This is a genomic window from Thalassotalea sp. PS06 (genome assembly GCF_007197775.1).
In the GTDB taxonomy this organism is placed as follows: Bacteria; Pseudomonadota; Gammaproteobacteria; order Enterobacterales; family Alteromonadaceae; genus Thalassotalea_A.
Map to the genome: position 1 here is coordinate 776,425 of NZ_CP041638.1, position 16,798 is coordinate 793,222.

19 protein-coding genes and 1 riboswitch are annotated in these 16,798 nt (G+C 46.2%); of the genes, 4 read left to right on the top strand and 15 right to left on the bottom strand.

Annotated elements, in window-relative coordinates:
- Window positions 1-204: 204 nt before the first annotated feature.
- The gene (gene rmf, locus FNC98_RS03360) at window positions 205-378 is read left to right on the top strand and encodes a ribosome modulation factor (RefSeq protein WP_143579936.1); all 174 of its coding nucleotides are present in this window, start codon (window positions 205-207) and stop codon (window positions 376-378) included.
- A gap of 323 nt (window positions 379-701) precedes the next feature.
- Here the strand turns inward: rmf and modC are convergent, their stop codons facing one another.
- The 9 genes from modC to moaA all read right to left on the bottom strand — a co-directional run bounded on the left by modC (window position 702) and on the right by moaA (window position 6,669).
- Entirely contained in the window at window positions 702-1,814 is a 1,113-nt protein-coding gene (modC, locus tag FNC98_RS03365) for a molybdenum ABC transporter ATP-binding protein (RefSeq protein WP_185968049.1), read from the bottom strand.
- Between the two features lie 5 nt (window positions 1,815-1,819).
- A complete protein-coding gene (modB, locus tag FNC98_RS03370) occupies window positions 1,820-2,515 on the bottom strand; it encodes a molybdate ABC transporter permease subunit (RefSeq protein WP_143579938.1) in 696 nt (231 codons plus the stop codon).
- Window positions 2,502-3,275 (bottom strand): molybdate ABC transporter substrate-binding protein, encoded by a 774-nt coding sequence (gene modA / locus FNC98_RS03375; protein WP_185968050.1) that lies wholly within the window; start codon window positions 3,273-3,275, stop codon window positions 2,502-2,504. The genes modB and modA overlap by 14 nt, the downstream gene beginning before the upstream one ends.
- Window positions 3,269-3,721, bottom strand: coding sequence for a molybdopterin synthase catalytic subunit MoaE (gene moaE, locus FNC98_RS03380; protein WP_143579940.1), 453 nt, complete (start codon window positions 3,719-3,721; stop codon window positions 3,269-3,271). The genes modA and moaE overlap by 7 nt, the downstream gene beginning before the upstream one ends.
- A gap of 33 nt (window positions 3,722-3,754) precedes the next feature.
- The gene (moaD, locus tag FNC98_RS03385; protein WP_260680434.1) at window positions 3,755-4,027 is read right to left on the bottom strand and encodes a molybdopterin converting factor subunit 1; all 273 of its coding nucleotides are present in this window, start codon (window positions 4,025-4,027) and stop codon (window positions 3,755-3,757) included.
- Entirely contained in the window at window positions 4,008-4,478 is a 471-nt protein-coding gene (gene moaC / locus FNC98_RS03390; protein WP_143579941.1) for a cyclic pyranopterin monophosphate synthase MoaC, read from the bottom strand. Before moaC ends, moaD begins: the two co-directional genes overlap by 20 nt.
- 2 nt (window positions 4,479-4,480) lie before the next feature.
- Complete coding sequence (gene moaB, locus FNC98_RS03395) at window positions 4,481-5,020, bottom strand: molybdenum cofactor biosynthesis protein B (RefSeq protein ID WP_143579942.1); 540 nt, start codon at window positions 5,018-5,020, stop codon at window positions 4,481-4,483.
- The gene (locus tag FNC98_RS03400) at window positions 5,010-5,696 is read right to left on the bottom strand and encodes a molybdenum cofactor guanylyltransferase (RefSeq protein WP_260680437.1); all 687 of its coding nucleotides are present in this window, start codon (window positions 5,694-5,696) and stop codon (window positions 5,010-5,012) included. Before FNC98_RS03400 ends, moaB begins: the two co-directional genes overlap by 11 nt.
- 1 nt (window position 5,697) lies before the next feature.
- Window positions 5,698-6,669: a GTP 3',8-cyclase MoaA gene (gene moaA / locus FNC98_RS03405; RefSeq protein ID WP_143579943.1), complete on the bottom strand. Its 972-nt coding sequence runs from the start codon at window positions 6,667-6,669 to the stop codon at window positions 5,698-5,700.
- Window positions 6,657-6,801: riboswitch (molybdenum cofactor riboswitch) on the bottom strand. It overlaps the preceding gene by 13 nt.
- 243 nt (window positions 6,802-7,044) lie before the next feature.
- Here moaA and glp point away from each other — a divergent pair.
- Together glp and FNC98_RS03415 are read left to right on the top strand one after the other, a co-directional pair.
- Window positions 7,045-8,289, top strand: coding sequence for a gephyrin-like molybdotransferase Glp (glp, locus tag FNC98_RS03410; RefSeq protein ID WP_143579944.1), 1,245 nt, complete (start codon window positions 7,045-7,047; stop codon window positions 8,287-8,289).
- Window positions 8,290-8,326: 37 nt separating this feature from the next.
- A complete protein-coding gene (locus FNC98_RS03415) occupies window positions 8,327-8,908 on the top strand; it encodes a hypothetical protein (RefSeq protein WP_260680438.1) in 582 nt (193 codons plus the stop codon).
- A 607-nt stretch (window positions 8,909-9,515) separates the two neighbouring features.
- On the opposite strand, the gene FNC98_RS03420 is transcribed toward FNC98_RS03415, so the two are convergent.
- From FNC98_RS03420 to napE, 6 genes are read right to left on the bottom strand one after another with little or no spacing between them, the layout of a single operon-like run.
- Complete coding sequence (locus FNC98_RS03420) at window positions 9,516-10,103, bottom strand: cytochrome c3 family protein (RefSeq protein WP_143579945.1); 588 nt, start codon at window positions 10,101-10,103, stop codon at window positions 9,516-9,518.
- A 13-nt stretch (window positions 10,104-10,116) separates the two neighbouring features.
- The gene (locus FNC98_RS03425; RefSeq protein ID WP_143579946.1) at window positions 10,117-10,581 is read right to left on the bottom strand and encodes a nitrate reductase cytochrome c-type subunit; all 465 of its coding nucleotides are present in this window, start codon (window positions 10,579-10,581) and stop codon (window positions 10,117-10,119) included.
- 11 nt (window positions 10,582-10,592) lie between these two features.
- A complete protein-coding gene (gene napA, locus FNC98_RS03430; RefSeq protein ID WP_143579947.1) occupies window positions 10,593-13,088 on the bottom strand; it encodes a nitrate reductase catalytic subunit NapA in 2,496 nt (831 codons plus the stop codon).
- A 14-nt stretch (window positions 13,089-13,102) separates the two neighbouring features.
- The gene (locus FNC98_RS03435) at window positions 13,103-13,354 is read right to left on the bottom strand and encodes a chaperone NapD (protein WP_143579948.1); all 252 of its coding nucleotides are present in this window, start codon (window positions 13,352-13,354) and stop codon (window positions 13,103-13,105) included.
- Entirely contained in the window at window positions 13,351-13,878 is a 528-nt protein-coding gene (gene napF, locus FNC98_RS03440) for a ferredoxin-type protein NapF (RefSeq protein WP_143579949.1), read from the bottom strand. The genes FNC98_RS03435 and napF overlap by 4 nt, the downstream gene beginning before the upstream one ends.
- A complete protein-coding gene (gene napE, locus FNC98_RS03445; RefSeq protein WP_143579950.1) occupies window positions 13,878-14,072 on the bottom strand; it encodes a periplasmic nitrate reductase, NapE protein in 195 nt (64 codons plus the stop codon). The genes napF and napE overlap by 1 nt, the downstream gene beginning before the upstream one ends.
- A 229-nt stretch (window positions 14,073-14,301) precedes the next feature.
- Between napE and FNC98_RS03450 the strand changes: the two genes are divergently transcribed.
- Window positions 14,302-16,785, top strand: a complete 2,484-nt coding sequence (locus FNC98_RS03450) for a GNAT family N-acetyltransferase (RefSeq protein ID WP_143579951.1) — start codon at window positions 14,302-14,304, stop codon at window positions 16,783-16,785.
- Window positions 16,786-16,798 lie beyond the last annotated feature (13 nt).

Here is a 16,798-nt window from a genome sequence, read left to right on the forward strand (position 1 = left end):
TCTTGATTTTTTGCCAAATTAGGCTTGTCAAAAAACTGTCATGAAAATGACAAAAAACGCTTTTTTGCGCCGCTTTTTGGTTGCTAGCTCGGCAATTGTGGACTTAAATTAGGAGTTAGGGTCAGGTTTCTTTACAGGTTCACTTGCGATCTGACAAGAGTGGCCCATCCCCGCAAAAAATGTATTAATCATTAGGAGTTTTCAATGAAGAGACAAAAGCGCGACCGTCTGCAACGAGCACATTCCCATGGTTATCAAGCCGGTTTACACGGCAAAAACAAAGAGGAATGTCCCTACCAGAATCTCGATGCAAAATCCGAATGGCTCGGTGGTTGGCGCGAAGCAATGTCCGATCGAAGTATGGGGTTATTTAAATAACGCTTAAGCCAATGAAAAAACGCTCAGCAAGCCTGGGCGTTGGTTTTTATAAAGCCTTTATACCAATCCCACTAAGTTTGTGCACAACTCAGAGTTAGGGCAGAGGTTCAGTTACAACATAGATTTCATTGGTATAGTCATTCTATATCACTGAAGTATAGGGCCGTAAATGGGCCTCTCACTAACTCCCTACGGGTGAGTTTTAAAGGCGTTTATCCTGCGTTACTGATTTTGACAATGGAATGACCATTCTCTGCAATCAAAGCCTTGTCTAAAAGCCTTTAAATTCTCACTGAGTGAGCAATAATTTAATGGGATTGGTATTAATAACAGCGCACCGCGTCAGCCTGAAACTGAATAAATACCTCGGTACCGTGCTTAAGCTGTAAAAACTCCACCGCATAACGTGAGGTATTTATCGCGAAGGTGAAATCCATTACCTGCACTTTAATCAGCATGCCGTTTCGACTTAATCGGTGTAACTGGCTGATTTTCCCGGGCAGACAATTAATGATGGAACTTGCTTCTGGTTTGTTAAGGCTAATGCTCAGATCGTCCGCAAGTATGTAGCACCTGAGCTCTTCTCCTAAGGGCTGATTCATCAGTGGCGCAAACAACTTCACCTGATTATTGTTCGGTGGTAAGAAGTCCAGTTGCGTCAGACCAAAATTAACCAGATGTTGCTTTACTTTTAGGGTGAGCGACGTCGGGCTGCTAAACTCGGTAGCCATGCGCTCATTAAGGTTGTTCAACACTTGATGAACATGGCCATGTTGAATGATCCGGCCGTTTTCCATCACTACCACATCATCTGCCAATTGCTGGATTTCGATTATGTTGTGACTGACATATAAAATCGGTAGATCTAATTGCTGGTGGATATGTCGTAATAGTTGCACCATTTTGCCACGGGCACGATTATCAAGATTCGATAACGGCTCGTCCATTAATAGCAATTCCGGTTCTGCTAACAATGCCCTGGCGATAGCAACCCGTTGTTTTTCACCGGCTGACAATTTTAAGACATCGCGATTTAACAACTTTTCTATTTGCGTAAGCTGAACGATTTCATCGAAATTTAAACTGGTGGGTTTACAGCGTTTTCGTGCATATTGCAGGTTTCCGGCAACGGACAGGTGCGGGAATAATCTCGCATCCTGAAACACAAATCCGATTCTGCGGTGCTCTGGTTTTATAAAGGTTTTATTGCTCTGCAATGCACGGCTATTCAGTATAACCCGGCCTCTGGCGTCACTGTTCAGGCCAGCGATGACTCGCAGCAAGCTGGTTTTTCCCGAGCCAGAATGGCCGAGAATACCGGTGATACCGTTAACGTTAAAATCAAACTGGCATTGCAGATGAAAACTGTCGAAATCCAGCTCTACATCGATACTCAAATGTTGGTGTTCATGGTCGTGCGTATTGGCTAATTCCACAGTAATTAGTGCTCCGAACGAACCTGAATACTGCGTTCATGGTTGAAGTTGAGTAGATAGATAAGTGCTAGCAAGACCATGGAACCAATTAGCAACAATGCGGCTATCCAGTGTGCGGTACCGTAATTTAAGGCTTCCACATGGTCGAATAGTGCAATGGAGAGTACGCGGGTTTCCCCCGGAATATTGCCACCAATCATTAATACCACGCCAAATTCACCTACCGTATGGGCAAAACCCAGACTGGCAGCAGTTATAAAACTGGCCTTGGTCATTGGCATCACAATGGTAAAAAAACGATCAACGCTATTTGCCGAAAGCATGGCTCCGGCTTCTAATAAATGATCACCAAGCTGTTCAAAGGCTTTTTGTAATGGTTGCACAACGAAAGGTAGGGAATATATCACTGAACCAATAAGGATACCGGTAAAGCTGAATGCCAGAGAATAACCAGTAGTTTCCATCCATAGCTTGCCAGGCGAGTTGGTTGGTGAAAAAAGTACTAACAAGTAAAACCCTAATACCGTTGGTGGCAATACCAACGGCAAGGCGACGATTGCCTCGAGGATAACTTTATAGCGACTTTTAAGCTTGCTCAGATACCAGGCAAGAGGCGTACCTATCAACAATAGAATAAGCGTTGTTAGTCCCGCCAGTTTTATTGTGGTGTACAGCGCCAGCCATTCGTCATTGCTTATCATCGACACTGATCCCTGAGTCGGCGTATCCCATTTTAATGATCATTTTCTGACTACTGTCACTGAGAATGAATTGCTGAAATTTTCGTGCTAACTCAATCTGGTTCGAAGAACTTAAGATGATCATTTGCTGTTCAATAGGTTCGTGTAAAGAACTATCAATCAACACACCACTACCGATATCGGAAAGTAAAAATTGCGAATGAGAGATAATACCAAATTCGACGGCGCCGGTGCGGGTATGCTGATAGGTTTGATTAATGTTATTACCGGTTATCACCCGGTTGTGATATTTGCGCCATAGTCCAAGGGACAATAACGCCTCTTTCGCTGCTTTCCCGTATGGCGCTAAATGCGGGGCCGCAATCGCTATTCTTCTGTCGTGTTCTTGCAACAGGTCAATACTTGTCTTGTCATTGATGGCAGACCACAAGGCTAGCTGGCCGATAGCATAAGTAAAACGAGTGTCAGCAAGGCCAAGTCCCTCTTCTTCAATCAATCTAGGGCGTTTCTTATCGGCGGCAAACACCATATCAAATGGGGCACCATGGCGGACCTGTTGGTAAAGCACCGCGGTAGCGGCGACGGATATCTTAACGTCAATTTTGGTATCGTTTTGTTGATTGTAGGTTTCAATCAGTTTTCTTAAAGGCTCAGCAAAATTTGCAGCAACACCAATTTTTAACGGTTGTTCATTAGCATTAGCAAGATATGATAAACATAAGGTAAGAAGAATTGTCAGGGAACGGAGAATATTTACCACTTTTGCGCCTCGGATTGATCTTGTTGTTTAGCTTCTACCCAGCGGCTACCGCGTGGGGTTTGCTCTTTTTTCCAAAAGGGGGCGTTTATTTTCAGATAGTCCATTATAAATTGACTGGCGTAAAATGCATCTTGTCTGTGAGCACTGGTGACACCAACAAAAACAATATTATCATTAATGTTGAGTTCACCGACACGGTGGATGATACAAATTTTTCCAACCTGCCAACGGGCTCTGGCTTGATCGGCAATATTTTCCAGACAACGTTCAGCCATGCCAGCATAATGCTCGAGAAACAAGTTCGCAACCTCTTGACCCTGATTGTGGTCACGAACCTTGCCGATGAAGGTAACCAGCGCACCATCTCCCGAAGTCTCCTGTTCCAGCCAGTTAATTTCGTCCCCTGGAGAAAAGTCTTTGGTCTGTATGGTGATTTTTGTATTCATAACAATAACTAAGCTTGTATTCCGGGCGTTAACTTAACCACCAGTTACCGGCGGAAAAAAGGCAACTTCATCACCACCTTGGATGGTTGAGTTACTCGATACCATTTGTTGGTTTACTGCAACCAGAAGGTTAGCGCTGGAGAAAACCTTTTCAAACTGGCCGCCGCGACTTATCAGGTTCGCTTTTATCTCTTCAATTGAACCGGCTTCGCTCGCACTCAAGGCGATCTGTTCGCACCCAAGCTGCTCACGAAACTGGGCGAAAAACAACACCTTAATATTTTGTTTAGTTTTGCCAATGGCCACTTTTGCCTCCACGTTTTTCTAATACCCTGATGTCGCTTAACACCATCGATGGGTCAACCGCTTTGCACATATCAAATAAGGTTAATGCTGCTACCGAAACTGCTGTCAGTGCTTCCATTTCAACGCCGGTTTGACCGGCAAGCTTGCATAAGCTGGATATCCTTACCTGGCTGTTGGCTTCATCAATATCAAAATCCACCTGAACTTTAGAAAGCATTAACGGATGACAAAGGGGGATCAGATCACTGCATTTCTTTGCGCCTTGAATGCCGGCGATACGAGCGACAGAGAAAACATCACCTTTATGATGCTTACCTTCAACAATTAGCTTTAAGGTTTCAGGCTGCATTTTTACAAAGCCTTCAGCTTTGGCTTCCCTGGCGGTCACCGCTTTTTCGCTAACATCTACCATGTTGGCTTCACCGGCCTGATTAATATGACTCAATCCCATGGTTAGCCTCTTGGCTCGCAAGGCGCCGCCACTTTTAAGTGACAAATAAAGTTACATGGTTTGTGAGTCGCATCTAACTGTTCTTTAATGATTTTGTCCCAGCCGGTACGACAAGCATTGGTAGAGCCTGGCAGACAGAAAATTACCGTATGATTGGCCATGCCACCGATGGCACGGGATTGAATGGTTGAAGTACCAATCTCGCCATAGGAAATGTTGCGAAACAATTCACCAAAGCCTTCGATTTCTTTATCAAATAACGGGCTGATAGCTTGTGGGGTATTGTCACGCTCGGAAAACCCGGTTCCGCCGGTAAGCAGGATTGCGTGAATATCGCTATCAGCAATCCATTGTGAAACCTGGCTGCGCAATTGATAGATATCGTCTTTACAAATACCGCGGGCCGCCAGCGTGTGGCCGGCCTCAGTTAACCTATCCACCAGTACCTGACCGGACGTGTCTGTGTCCATATCCCGAGTGTCGGAAACGGTTAAAACGGCAATATTTAATGGCGCAAATGGGCGCGCGGGTTTAGTCGACATAACGGTGAAAACCTCGTTGTTGTTCTAATTGCCGAGCATGGCGCTGGGCTTGTTGCCACTCTTGGGGCGTATTGGTATTTTGCAATCTTTGTTGCGATTGAGATGAAATCCGGTTAACCCCGGCTTGTGCAAACAGTTGCTTGAAAGAGGGACCTTTGGAATTCGGGTTTGCTTGCAACTGTTGGTATTGCTGATTCAGAAATTCGACGACAATGGCGTTTACCGGCAGATACAAAGGTAATGGGTTATCGCTAAAACATGTGCATTTTCCACTTAACTCGCCTGCTATTTTCAGCTGATTCAGATCGTCACTATTAAGCAGTGGCATATCCACAGGTAGCGCTAAAATCGCCTTCGGGCGCAGGGCTTGAATCACCGAATACAAGCCCATCAATGGTCCTGCGTAAGCAATATCGTCGATAACCGATGGCGTATCCGCACGGCCACTGATAACCACCTGGTTGATACCAGATTTAACTAATAGGTTTTGGCTGAACTGCAGCATGGATTGCGATGCGGTATTGGCAGCTTGGTTTTTTGCGCTTATTTGCTGCAGGGCTGGCAATAAAGCCTTGTCTTGTCCCATGCGTTGCGATCTACCACCAGCGAGCACTACACCAAGGAGCGGCGCTGAAACTTGTGCAGGCTTAGATGCAGTCGTTGATATCGGCGTCACGTTAACCTCCCAGCATGGATAATTGGGTGGTAGCGCCAGTGTGACCTTGCTGCAGATAATGGGTTGGTTTTTTCTCGGCTAGCATCTCGCGAATCGCGTTTTGCAGTGCCAGTGAGTTATCGCTATCGAGATATTCGCGAATGGACAAACCCTCGTCAGCAAAAAGACAAAGGTGTAATTTTCCGAGCGCGCTTACTCTCAGGCGATTACAGGTACTGCAAAAGTCTTTGCTGTAAGGGCGAATCAAACCGATTTTTCCGGCGAAGTTGTCATGTTGATATTCCAGTGCCGGGCCGGCTGTTTTCGGCCGCGTCGTTAAACGCCAGCCTTTTTCGAGCAGGGTGTTTTCGATTTGTTGACCGCTGACATGCTGGGCATTATAAAATTCGAGGTTATTGCCGGTTTGCATTAACTCGATAAAGCGCAGGGTAATCGGGGTTTTGCTGACAAAATCAAAAAACTGATTGAGGTCGTGTTGATTAAATTCCCGCATTAACACCGAGTTAATCTTGATGTTGGTTAACCCAAGCGTCAGGCATTTATCAATACCCGCAAGAATGTCATCAAGCTTATTTTTACCGGTAATGGCTTCGAACTGACGCGGGTCGAGGGAATCGATACTGATGTTTAAGCTATCTAATCCGGCATCAATCCAGTCTTTGGCTTTTTGTAAAAGATTAAAACCATTGCTGGTCATCGCCACGTGCTCGATACCATCGGTGCCTTTACAGGCTTGAATAATTTCAGGCAGGTCTTTACGAAGCGCTGGTTCGCCTCCGGTGATACGGATTTTTTCGGTTCCTAGTTGGGAAAAACCATTCGCCAGACGGGTTATTTCAGACAACGACAAAAAATCCCGATCATGGTCACATTGATAACCATCAGGCAGGCAGTAGTTGCAACGGAAGTTGCAGACGTCGGTTATGGAGAGCCGTAAATAATAAAACTTACGACCAAACGCATCTTGAAGCATGTTCACCTTTCCAAATTCGGGAGGCTAACCCGTTTCCCGGTTAACCCTGGTGGCCGCAGCCACGGCTGAGCATTCATAGAATTGCGTTGTTCACAACCCCGTAGAATACAAAGCTCGGCGATAATTAGTTGTAGCCTTAAGATTAACACTTGCGTCACAAACAACCAACTTTCAGAGGCAAATAGTTGAACGAGTTTTTTTAATCCGTGGATCAAAAATATGGGGTCAGAACCTGAATTGTGCATTGATGATGCAAAATTCAAGATCTGATCCCAACTTATTGTTTTAGATGCGAAAGGCTCTTATTATTAAAACAATGTCCGACTCGATATGCACAAATCTGTATATCATTGCCCGTAACTGGAAACCCAATTCATGCCCTCTGATGTCTGCGCCGCACCAAAACTCTTATCTTTCGACCAGGCCGTCGAACGCATTCATTCTTTAGTTTCACCGGTTCAACAAACTGAAAAAGTCGCCATCGAAGATGCCATTGGCCGTATCTGCGCAAGCCCGGTATTGTCTCCGGTTTACGTACCACCTGCTGACAATTCGGCGATGGATGGTTTTGCTTTTGTCCATCCTGGCGACGTTGATGTCACCACGGTTAGCTTTGAGCTTATCGGCGAAAGTTTTGCAGGCCACCCATTTGCAGGGACCGTGCAACCTGGACAAAGTGTTCGGATCATGACAGGTGGACTGGTTCCCGATGGCTGCGACACCGTACTAATGCAGGAAGATTGCGCAGTTAATGATGGAAAAATAACAATAAATCGCTTGCCAAAGCCTGGCAACAGCATTCGTTGTCGTGGTGAAGATATTAACCTTGGCAGCGAGGTCGTCGCCAAAGGCAAAATTATTAATGCCGTCGATATTGGACTGTTATCGTCACTGGGCGTTAGTCACGTTGAAGTGACTCGACAGGTTAAAGTCGCGGTGTTGGCCAGTGGCGATGAGCTTAAATCTCCGGGAGAGCCATTAGCGAGCGGTGAGATTTATGAGAGTAACCGAATTTCCATTGCAACCATGTTGACTAAGCTCGGCTGTGAAGTGCTGGACTTAGGCATAATTCCCGATGATCCAAAAGCACTTACAGACGCTTTCTCAAAAGCTAACCAGGAATGCGATATCGTGATTTCTTCGGGCGGCGTTTCTGTCGGGGAAGCCGATTACACCAAGCAGGTTTTGGATGACATCGGCGAAATTGATTTTTACAAAATCGCGATGAAGCCAGGAAAGCCTTTCGCCTGTGGCAAACTTAGCGACAGTGTGTTTTTCGGTTTGCCGGGAAATCCGGTATCGGCATTGGTAACCTTCATGCAATTAGCCGTGCCGGGGATTGAGACCATGCAAGGTAAGAGCAAGCAAAAACGAATTGGCTTTTGGGCTGAGGCAACATCGAATTTACGAAAATCCATCGGTAGACGTGATTTTCAGCGTGGAATTTATGAGTTTTCTGAAACCGGTTTGCCAAAGGTAACATCCACCGGTGCCCAAGGGTCAGGTATTTTAACCAGTTTGGCAAAAGCCAATTGCTTTATCGTTTTGGCGGCAGAGCAGAGCAGCGTCAAGGCTGGTGAGTCGGTTTGGGTTGAGCCCTTTCCGGCATGGCTAAATTAGCATGGGGTTAGTTAACGAAAGTAAAATGGGGAAGATTATGTTTTTAACGGGCAAATTGAAAAATACATTGGCATCTTTGTTATTGGTAATGAGTACATTAGTCTTGTCTTTTCAGGCTTTTTCTGATGATGAAGTTTATATTCCTGATAGCAATCAACAAGGCGAACTGCACCCAAAACTTGCCATGTTTAAACCCTATCTAGGGGGCTGGCAATCGGATATGGGAAAAAATCAGCAGGGCGAGCAAATGACCGATGTATCGGTTTGGCAGCGGGCACTCAATGGCAATGCCTTGCGGACATTGCATTCTATCAATGATGGTGCCTACGGTGGCGAATCGCTGATCTTTTGGGATGAGTCTGAGAAAAAGGTGAAGTTTTATTATTTCACAACTGCAAGTTTTTATACCTCTGGCTGGATGGAAATAACCGGTGATAATGAATTTACGGCCTACGAAGATGTTAGCGGTTCGGAGCAAGGCATTACTCAGGTTAAATCCACGAGCGAATTGTCTGAGAATAAAATTACTGTATCGACCAGTTATCTGAAAAATGGCGAATGGACAAAGCCGCAGATGCGGGTTTATGTGCGCAGCGAAAAGGCGGTGAAGTTTAAGTAACGATACGAACTTCAAGTAACGAAACTGACGTATCGTTACTTGTTGTAGGGTGGGAAACATCCGTCGAGAGAGAACACCTTTTTGTTAGAAAGGTGTTCGGGTGACAGACTAACGTCGGTGGGAACTTGGAGCAATAACCCTAGGCAAAGCAATCAATATCGTTGCTTGTTATACTGTGACAGACTAACGTCGGTGGGAACTTGGAGCAATAACCCTACGCAACGCAATCAATATCGTTGCTTGTTATACGGTGACAGGCATCCGCCGGGCGAGAACACCTTTTTGTTAGAAAGGTGTTCGGGTGACAGACTAACGTCGGTGGGAATCTTTAACAAACAACCTGTCGCGACGGAGTCCTCACAGAAAATTGCTCCTGCATTTTCTGCATATAGGCCAATCCATGGCCAAAACCGAAAATTGCTCCTCGATAACTGCTCCTGCGTTATTCTACCTGCGCACATCCATGTCCTTGTGCATTTTCGGCATATAGGCCAATCCATGGCCAAAACCGATGAAATCCTCTACGACAACGTCCTCGCCGACGCAGTCTCCCTCTCAAAACAAAAACGGGCCGTACGGCCCGTTTTTCTGCCAGAGGCCCGTTTTTCTACCACCCGCTTACCCCTTCCATATCCGGTAAATGGTGCGCAATACCTTTATGGCAATCGATACAGGTTTTTTCTCCAGATGCCAGAGATGTGCTGTGCTGCTTCGCAGCGCGAATACTTTGTGACGTAAAATCCATATAACTGAAGTCGTGACAGTTTCGACACTCTAGCGAATCATTAGCTTTTAACCGTGCCCACTCGTGTTCGGCAAGTTCACGGCGTTTGGCCAGAAACTTTTCGCGGGTATTAATGGTACCGAAAACCTTACCCCAGACTTCTTTGGAGGCTTGCATTTTTCGGGCAATTTTATCGGTCCACTCGTGGGGTACATGACAATCAGGGCAGGTAGCACGAACGCCGGAGCGGTTACTGAAGTGAATCGTAGTTTTCATTTCTTCGTAGGGGTTTGCAGACATTTCATGGCAACCCGTACAGAACTCTTCTGTGTTAGTCAGCTCCATCGCGGTGTTGAATCCGCCCCAGAAGATTATCCCGGCAATAAATCCACCCAGGGTGAGAAAGCCCAGCGAATAATGAACGCTGGGTCGGGTTAGGGTGTGCCATATGCGGAGAATGAATGCTTTCATAGGTACTCCTGAATTATTCGCTTTTCGCCTTTTCAGCGGCTTTCTTCGACAGAATGCTGTGCATGTCTACGAAGTCGTTACCGACTTTCGGCTCCGTTGACAGTTGTGGGACGTGGCACTGATTACAAAAATATCGCCGTGGTGAAATTTCGGCGAGAAAATTACCATCACGGTCCATATAGTGAGTGACACTTACCATAGGCGCCTGAGAATCATCCGTGCGGTTACGGGCGTGACAAGCCATGCACTTGTTGACGTTCAGATTGACCTCATAATCCCGGTCGGTATGAGGGATCAACGGCGGCTGCATCGGGTAGTTGCGACCCTGCTTGATGTCATCATTGGTAATTTTCGGTATGTATTCAGGGTTGCCTTCCTGGTCGATAGCCGTGTTATTACGAAGTGTGGCAATTTCATCGGCAAATGCGGCGAAGCATAAGACCAGCACAGGCAAGAGGATAACCTTAAGATATTTCATCACACAGCTCCTTACGCTTTCTCAACTTTAACGGCACACTTTTTAAAGTCCGTTTGTTTTGAAAGGGGATCCGTTGCGTCTAACGTTACTTTGTTGATCAGCCGACTGGCATCAAACCAAGGGACGAAAACTAAGCCTTTAGGAGGTTTATTCCGACCTCTGGTTTCAAGGCGAGTGAGCATTTCGCCGCGCCTTGATATTATTTTGACCCGCTCACCGCGACGAATATTTCGTTTTTTCGCATCATCCGGATGCATATATAACAGTGCGTCGGGTATTGAACGATATAGTTCCGGTACACGTTGGGTCATGGAACCACTATGCCAATGCTCAAGAACCCGGCCAGTTGACAGCCATAAATCGTATTCATCATCAGGAGACTCGGCAGGCGGCTCATAGGGCAGGGCGAAGATAATCGCACGGTCATCCGGTTGCCCGTAAAACTGCCAGTCTTTGCCTTCTTCCACATATGGGTCTGAACCTTCTTTGAAGCGGCGCAGGGTTTCTTTACCGTCTACTACCGGCCAGCGCAAACCGCGTTCTTGATGGTATCTGTCATAAGGCGCCAGATCGTGACCATGGCCGCGACCAAATTGTGCGTATTCTTCAAACAAGCCTTTTTGGATGTAGAAATTGAAATGACGGGCATCGTCATTGAGTTGGTCTTGAGCAACCTCTGACAACGGATATTTATCAACGCTACCGTTTTTAAATAACACCTCATACATCGTCTTGCCGGCATAATCGCCTTGAGCAATCAGCTCTTTTGGCCAAACCTCTTCAATTTTGAAGCGTTTACTAAATTCAACGACCTGCCATAAATCTGAATGGCAGCCTTCAGGCGGTGGCACTTGTTGATACCAGGACTGGGTTCGGCGCTCGGCATTACCATAAACTCCTTCTTTTTCTACCCACATTGCGGTCGGTAGAATCAAGTCCGCAGCCTGAGCCGTTACCGTTGGGTAAACATCGGAAACCACGATAAAGTTTTTCGGGTTGCGGTAACCCGGTAAGCCCTCTTCATTGATGTTGGCGGCGGCCTGCATGTTGTTGTTACATTGCACCCAGTAGAAATTGAGTTTGCCATCTTTTAACATTCGGTTTTGCAAAACCGCATGGTATCCAGGCACTGGATTAATGGTGTCTTTTGGAAGCTTCCAGACTTTTTCCGCCTTGGCTCTGTGCTCAGGTTTGTTAACCACCATGTCGGCGGGTAAACGATGCGCGAAGGTACCAACTTCTCGAGCGGTACCACAAGCGGACGGTTGTCCGGTTAATGAGAACGGGCTATTGCCGGGAGTGGAAATTTTACCGGTTAACAGATGAATGTTATAAACCAGATTATTGGCCCATACACCTCGAGTATGCTGGTTAAAGCCCATGGTCCAGAATGATGTTACCTTAATGTCCGGGTCCGCATACAACTTGGCAAGCTCTATTAATTTCTTCTTGCCTACTCCGGATAGTTTCGATACGTAGTCTAAGGTGTATTTGCTGACAAATTTTGCGTACTGGTCAAAATCGATTTCTACCGAATCGCCTGAGGTGTCGTCATTATGCTTGGCATCCTGTTCCTGTTTGGTTTCTGGACGCATGCCATAACCAATATCGGTAGTACCCATGCGGAAATTGGTGTGCTTGTTAACAAAGTCTTTGTTCACCTTGTCATTTTCGATGATGTAGTTGGCAATGTAGTTGAGAATTGCCAGATCCGTTTGCGGGGTGAAAATCATGCCGTTGTCGGCCAAATCGAAACTGCGATGGGTGAAGGTTGAAAGTACGGCAACTTTCACATGCGGCGCGCTTAAACGTCGGTCCGTTACCCGGGTCCAGAGAATCGGGTGCATTTCCGCCATATTAGAACCCCAGAGCACGAAAGCATCGGCTGCCTCGATATCGTCATAACACCCCATCGGCTCATCGATACCAAAAGTGCGCATAAAGCCAACGACTGCGGATGCCATACAATGGCGGGCGTTTGGGTCGATGTTGTTGCTGCGAAATCCGGCTTTAATCAGCTTAACCGCGGCGTAGCCTTCCTGCACTGTCCACTGACCAGAGCCAAACATACCGACCCCTTCCGGGCCTATGTCTTTTAGCGCTTTCTTGGCTTTCTCTGCCATGATATCGAAAGCCTGATCCCAACTAACTTCAGTGAATTCACCGTTTTTGTCGTATTGACCATTGCTCATTCTCAGCAATGGTTTTTGTAATCGGTCTTTGCCGTACATAATTTTCGACAGGAAATAGCCTTTGATACAGTTCAGTCCCCTGTTGACTGGCGATTTGATATCGCCATGGGTAGCGACCACTTTGCCGTCTAATGTGGCGACATTAACGCTGCAACCGGTGCCACAAAAGCGACAAGGCGCCTTGTCCCATTTGAGCTTGGTAATATCTTTTGCGGTGATTAAGTTTGAAGCGCTTGCTGGAATACTCAAGCCAGCGGCTGTGGCTGCAGCTGCTACCGCATTGGCTTTGATAAACGCTCGGCGATCTAATTTCATGGGTTAACTCTCCGCTACTCGCTGATATATTGGTGATAAACCGGGGCAAGAGACAACATCCCCTGCAGGTCTTTGAGTAAATCCATTTGTTTGGCTATATGATTGTGTGTTGGTGCCTCGATGGTAAACACCAGCTTTCCCGTCTCCGACTGAATATGCACCTCGCCACCCGGCAAGGTTTCAATATGGGATCTGACGTTGCTGACTTCATCGTGGTCTACCAAAGCAACAAAACTGGCAACATGATATTCATCACCGGTGCTCATAAACGGCTCCTTCGGTTTAAGTCAATATTCTCGGTGTTAATCAATTCAGTCGATTGATTCGGACATACGCTAATGCAGGCGCCACATTGGTTGCAGGCTTGTTGGTCAATTTCCGGCGTCGGTACTGCCTGCTTGTAGGCAAAGCGGATAGCCTGTTGATCGCAGCTGTCGGCACAGCTTTGACAAAAAATTTGCTGTTGGGCAAGACAGGATGTTTTGATATTAAGCTGACCAAAAAATGCTGGTTCGCTTTTATCGCGAAACAAAGGTTCAGGACACTTGTCAAAGCAAGCGCCGCAAAAGGTGCATTCATTTTTACTGAAATTGAGATACGGCAGGCCATCGCTGTCGAGCTCAATGATGTTAGTTTCGCAAACATCCAGGCATTGTTGGCACTGGGTGCAATGGGACACAAAGTGCTGCTCGCTTATGCTCCAAGGCAAACGGAAATGAGTAACGGCCTGACGAGCCTGAACCCGCAGGAAACGTCTGCGTGACAAATCTACGTGTCGCAGTGTTGCCATTAATGTCCCCCGGGAGGGCCGTATATAATGTGGCTCATCCAAACGATAAAACCATAGCTGCCGACGATAATCACCGATAGGATCGGGAACAAAAATACGGTTAAAAAGATAAACGTATTTCGTTCAACAGACTTTTTACTTTCGGCATCCGGCCCCAAGTTTTCATCCCTGCCCACAGAATCAGGATCTGACATATACGGGTGCTCACAACTTTTGTACGGGGTTCCGCGGATTGTTTTGCGGAACGCAAATAAATTCGGGGTGGTCTTAACTTAAAGTTAGCAGAGGAACCGGAAAATAGCAGAATTAGCATAATTTCTTTTTTACCTTGGTCAGCCGCTTATTGACGGCATAAGAGTTGTTATCCGACGCTGCAATTCTGTTAGACTAAAGCATAAATATTAATAGGTTAGAAGTGAGTGCATGGGCGAGCCAGCATATCAATGGCTGCAATGGTCAGCGAAATTACAACGTCGATTGTTGTGTATCGAAACGGATGATGAAAATGTTTCTTTGATATCGACGCGTCTTGCCGATGATTTGTCTAATTACTTTCAGCGTCAGAATAGTGCATATTGGGAATTATTCGACAGTAAGTCGGATCCTGACTCAGAAGCTCTAAATACTGTCAATTCGGTGTTTTTTGAGGCCAGCCCTCGAGCCGGTAATCCTGACAAATTTTCTGGGTTTAATCGTTCGGATGCTAGTAGCCTTAAGCCTCTCGTTTCCTACCTGCAAGAAATTCAATCGGTGGATCCTGAAAATCCATCCCCTGGGTTTACTGTTGCCAGCCTGACAGGCCAGCAATACCGATCGCAATTAGGTCGGGAAAACCGTTTAGTGATGATTGATGCCAGGGCCGATTTTAATGCCGATGTTTTTACCGCATTGGCGGGTACTGTCGTCGGTGGTGGCCTGTTATTGTTGTTTTTAAAGCCACAACAATTGCATAGTTCCAATACCTTGCAGCACCTTTTCGGCGGGTTTTCGTCACGAGATTGCTGCCATCATATCCAGCTACTTAATAACATCGGTACTGACAGCAACGCGAGTGAAGATAGTAGAGCCGCTGAGTTGTTATTGTTCGGCGATGCTCTAAAAATTGAGGCTAATGACTTTCCTGATTCAAAACCGTTAGGTTTTAACCCTGATGACTCGGAACATGCCTTTGATGCACCTCGCTCTTTTGGTGCGACAAATCCTGCTCAGCAACAGGTTATTGAACAGGTTGTTAACGTTGCTTTGGGAAAACGCAATAAACCTCTAGTTATCACCGCTGATCGCGGTAGGGGAAAAACCACCGCCCTGGCATTGGCAACCATCAAAATAATCACTGAGGCGGAACGTAAACAACTTATCTTGATTACCGCGCCATCACCGGCTTCGATTAATACCTATTTCAAGCATCTGAAAACCCTTGAAGGCATAGAGATAGATGGATTAAATGCTCGCTATCAGCAACACCAAATTCGCTTTATCGCCGTCGATGAGTTGTTACGAGCAAAACCTGCTTGCAACTTATTATTGGTTGATGAAGCTGCAGCCATACCTGCGCCGCAGTTAATGGCCATCAGTCAAACAAATCATCGATTGGTGCTTGCATCAACGGTGCATGGTTATGAAGGCGCGGGCAGGGGCTTTACCTACAAGTTTTTACCATTTATTAATCGGCTATACCCGCAAGGTTCTCACTTGCATCTCGATGAGCCAATACGTTGGTCGGCTGACGATCAGCTAGAAAAGCTGTTGTTTGAACGCTTTTATTTAAACGCTGAGCTTCCTGAACTTAGCAACCAAGTTGCAGATGAATTGCCTGATATTGCCTCAAAAGCTATGCACTATCGTTGGCTTCAGGGCTATGAGCTTTTGCAAGAGCCGGCTTTGTTATCGGATGCTTTTGCTTTGCTGGTCAGTGCTCACTATCAGACCGAGCCCTCAGACCTGGCGCTACTGTTGGACGATGAACAAATTACTCTCGGTCTGCAGTTTTTCGATGTTGATGCTAAACAGACGAGTGATACAAGAGGATCGCAACCAGTTCTGGCATCAGTTTGTTTGCTGGTCAAAGAAGGGCGATTGTCAGAACAGTTGGTGGAAGATATTAGTCAAGGGAAGCGGCGAATTCGCGGCCAGTTTACACCACAGTCTTTGCTTACTCAGGCCAATGTCGATTGGGCATTTTCCTATCGATATGGACGAATCGTACGTATTGCCGTGCATCCAAAGCTACAAAACCTTGGGCTTGGAAACGCTTTTTTGCGCGAATGTAAGGACTATGCCGACCATCAGCAACTGGATTTTCTGGCCACCAGTTTCGGGGTAAATCCTCAGTTATTTCATTTTTGGCAGGCGGCCGGGTTTAAGGTGGCTCGCCTTGGTTTTAACAAAGATAAGGCCAGTGGTGAACATTCGATATTGTTACTACATGGGGTTTCGACGGACGCAAAAACCAAAGCTAAAGAGTTACAAAGCCAGTGGCGACAGGATTCTGCCATTTATCTGAGTGATGAATATGCTGAGCTTTCAACAAGGTTAATGACTATGCTGCTTTGCGCAACGGCTGAATTGACTGAGGAAACACTGCGCCAAACCCAAATAAGAGATTCGGATATCTCTGTTGTTACCAGGTTTATTGATGGTTCCCGGCAGTACAGCAATTGTAAGCCCGCCATCTATCGATTGTTACTCGCCCTTGATAAAGCTGACTATAGTTATGTTAAAAACCTGCAAGGCGAACAAGAGTCGGAGATAACGCCACTTTTCGTAGTTATCGCTAAAACATTGCAAAACTGGTCAGTTGCTGAACTAGCTAAATTATCTGGAGTAAGCGGTCAAAAAGCTTTGACGAAAGTTTTACAACAGGGTTGCCAGCAACTTTTAGCGCGACATGAAAAATCTTCAGAATAAGGGGTAACGGGTA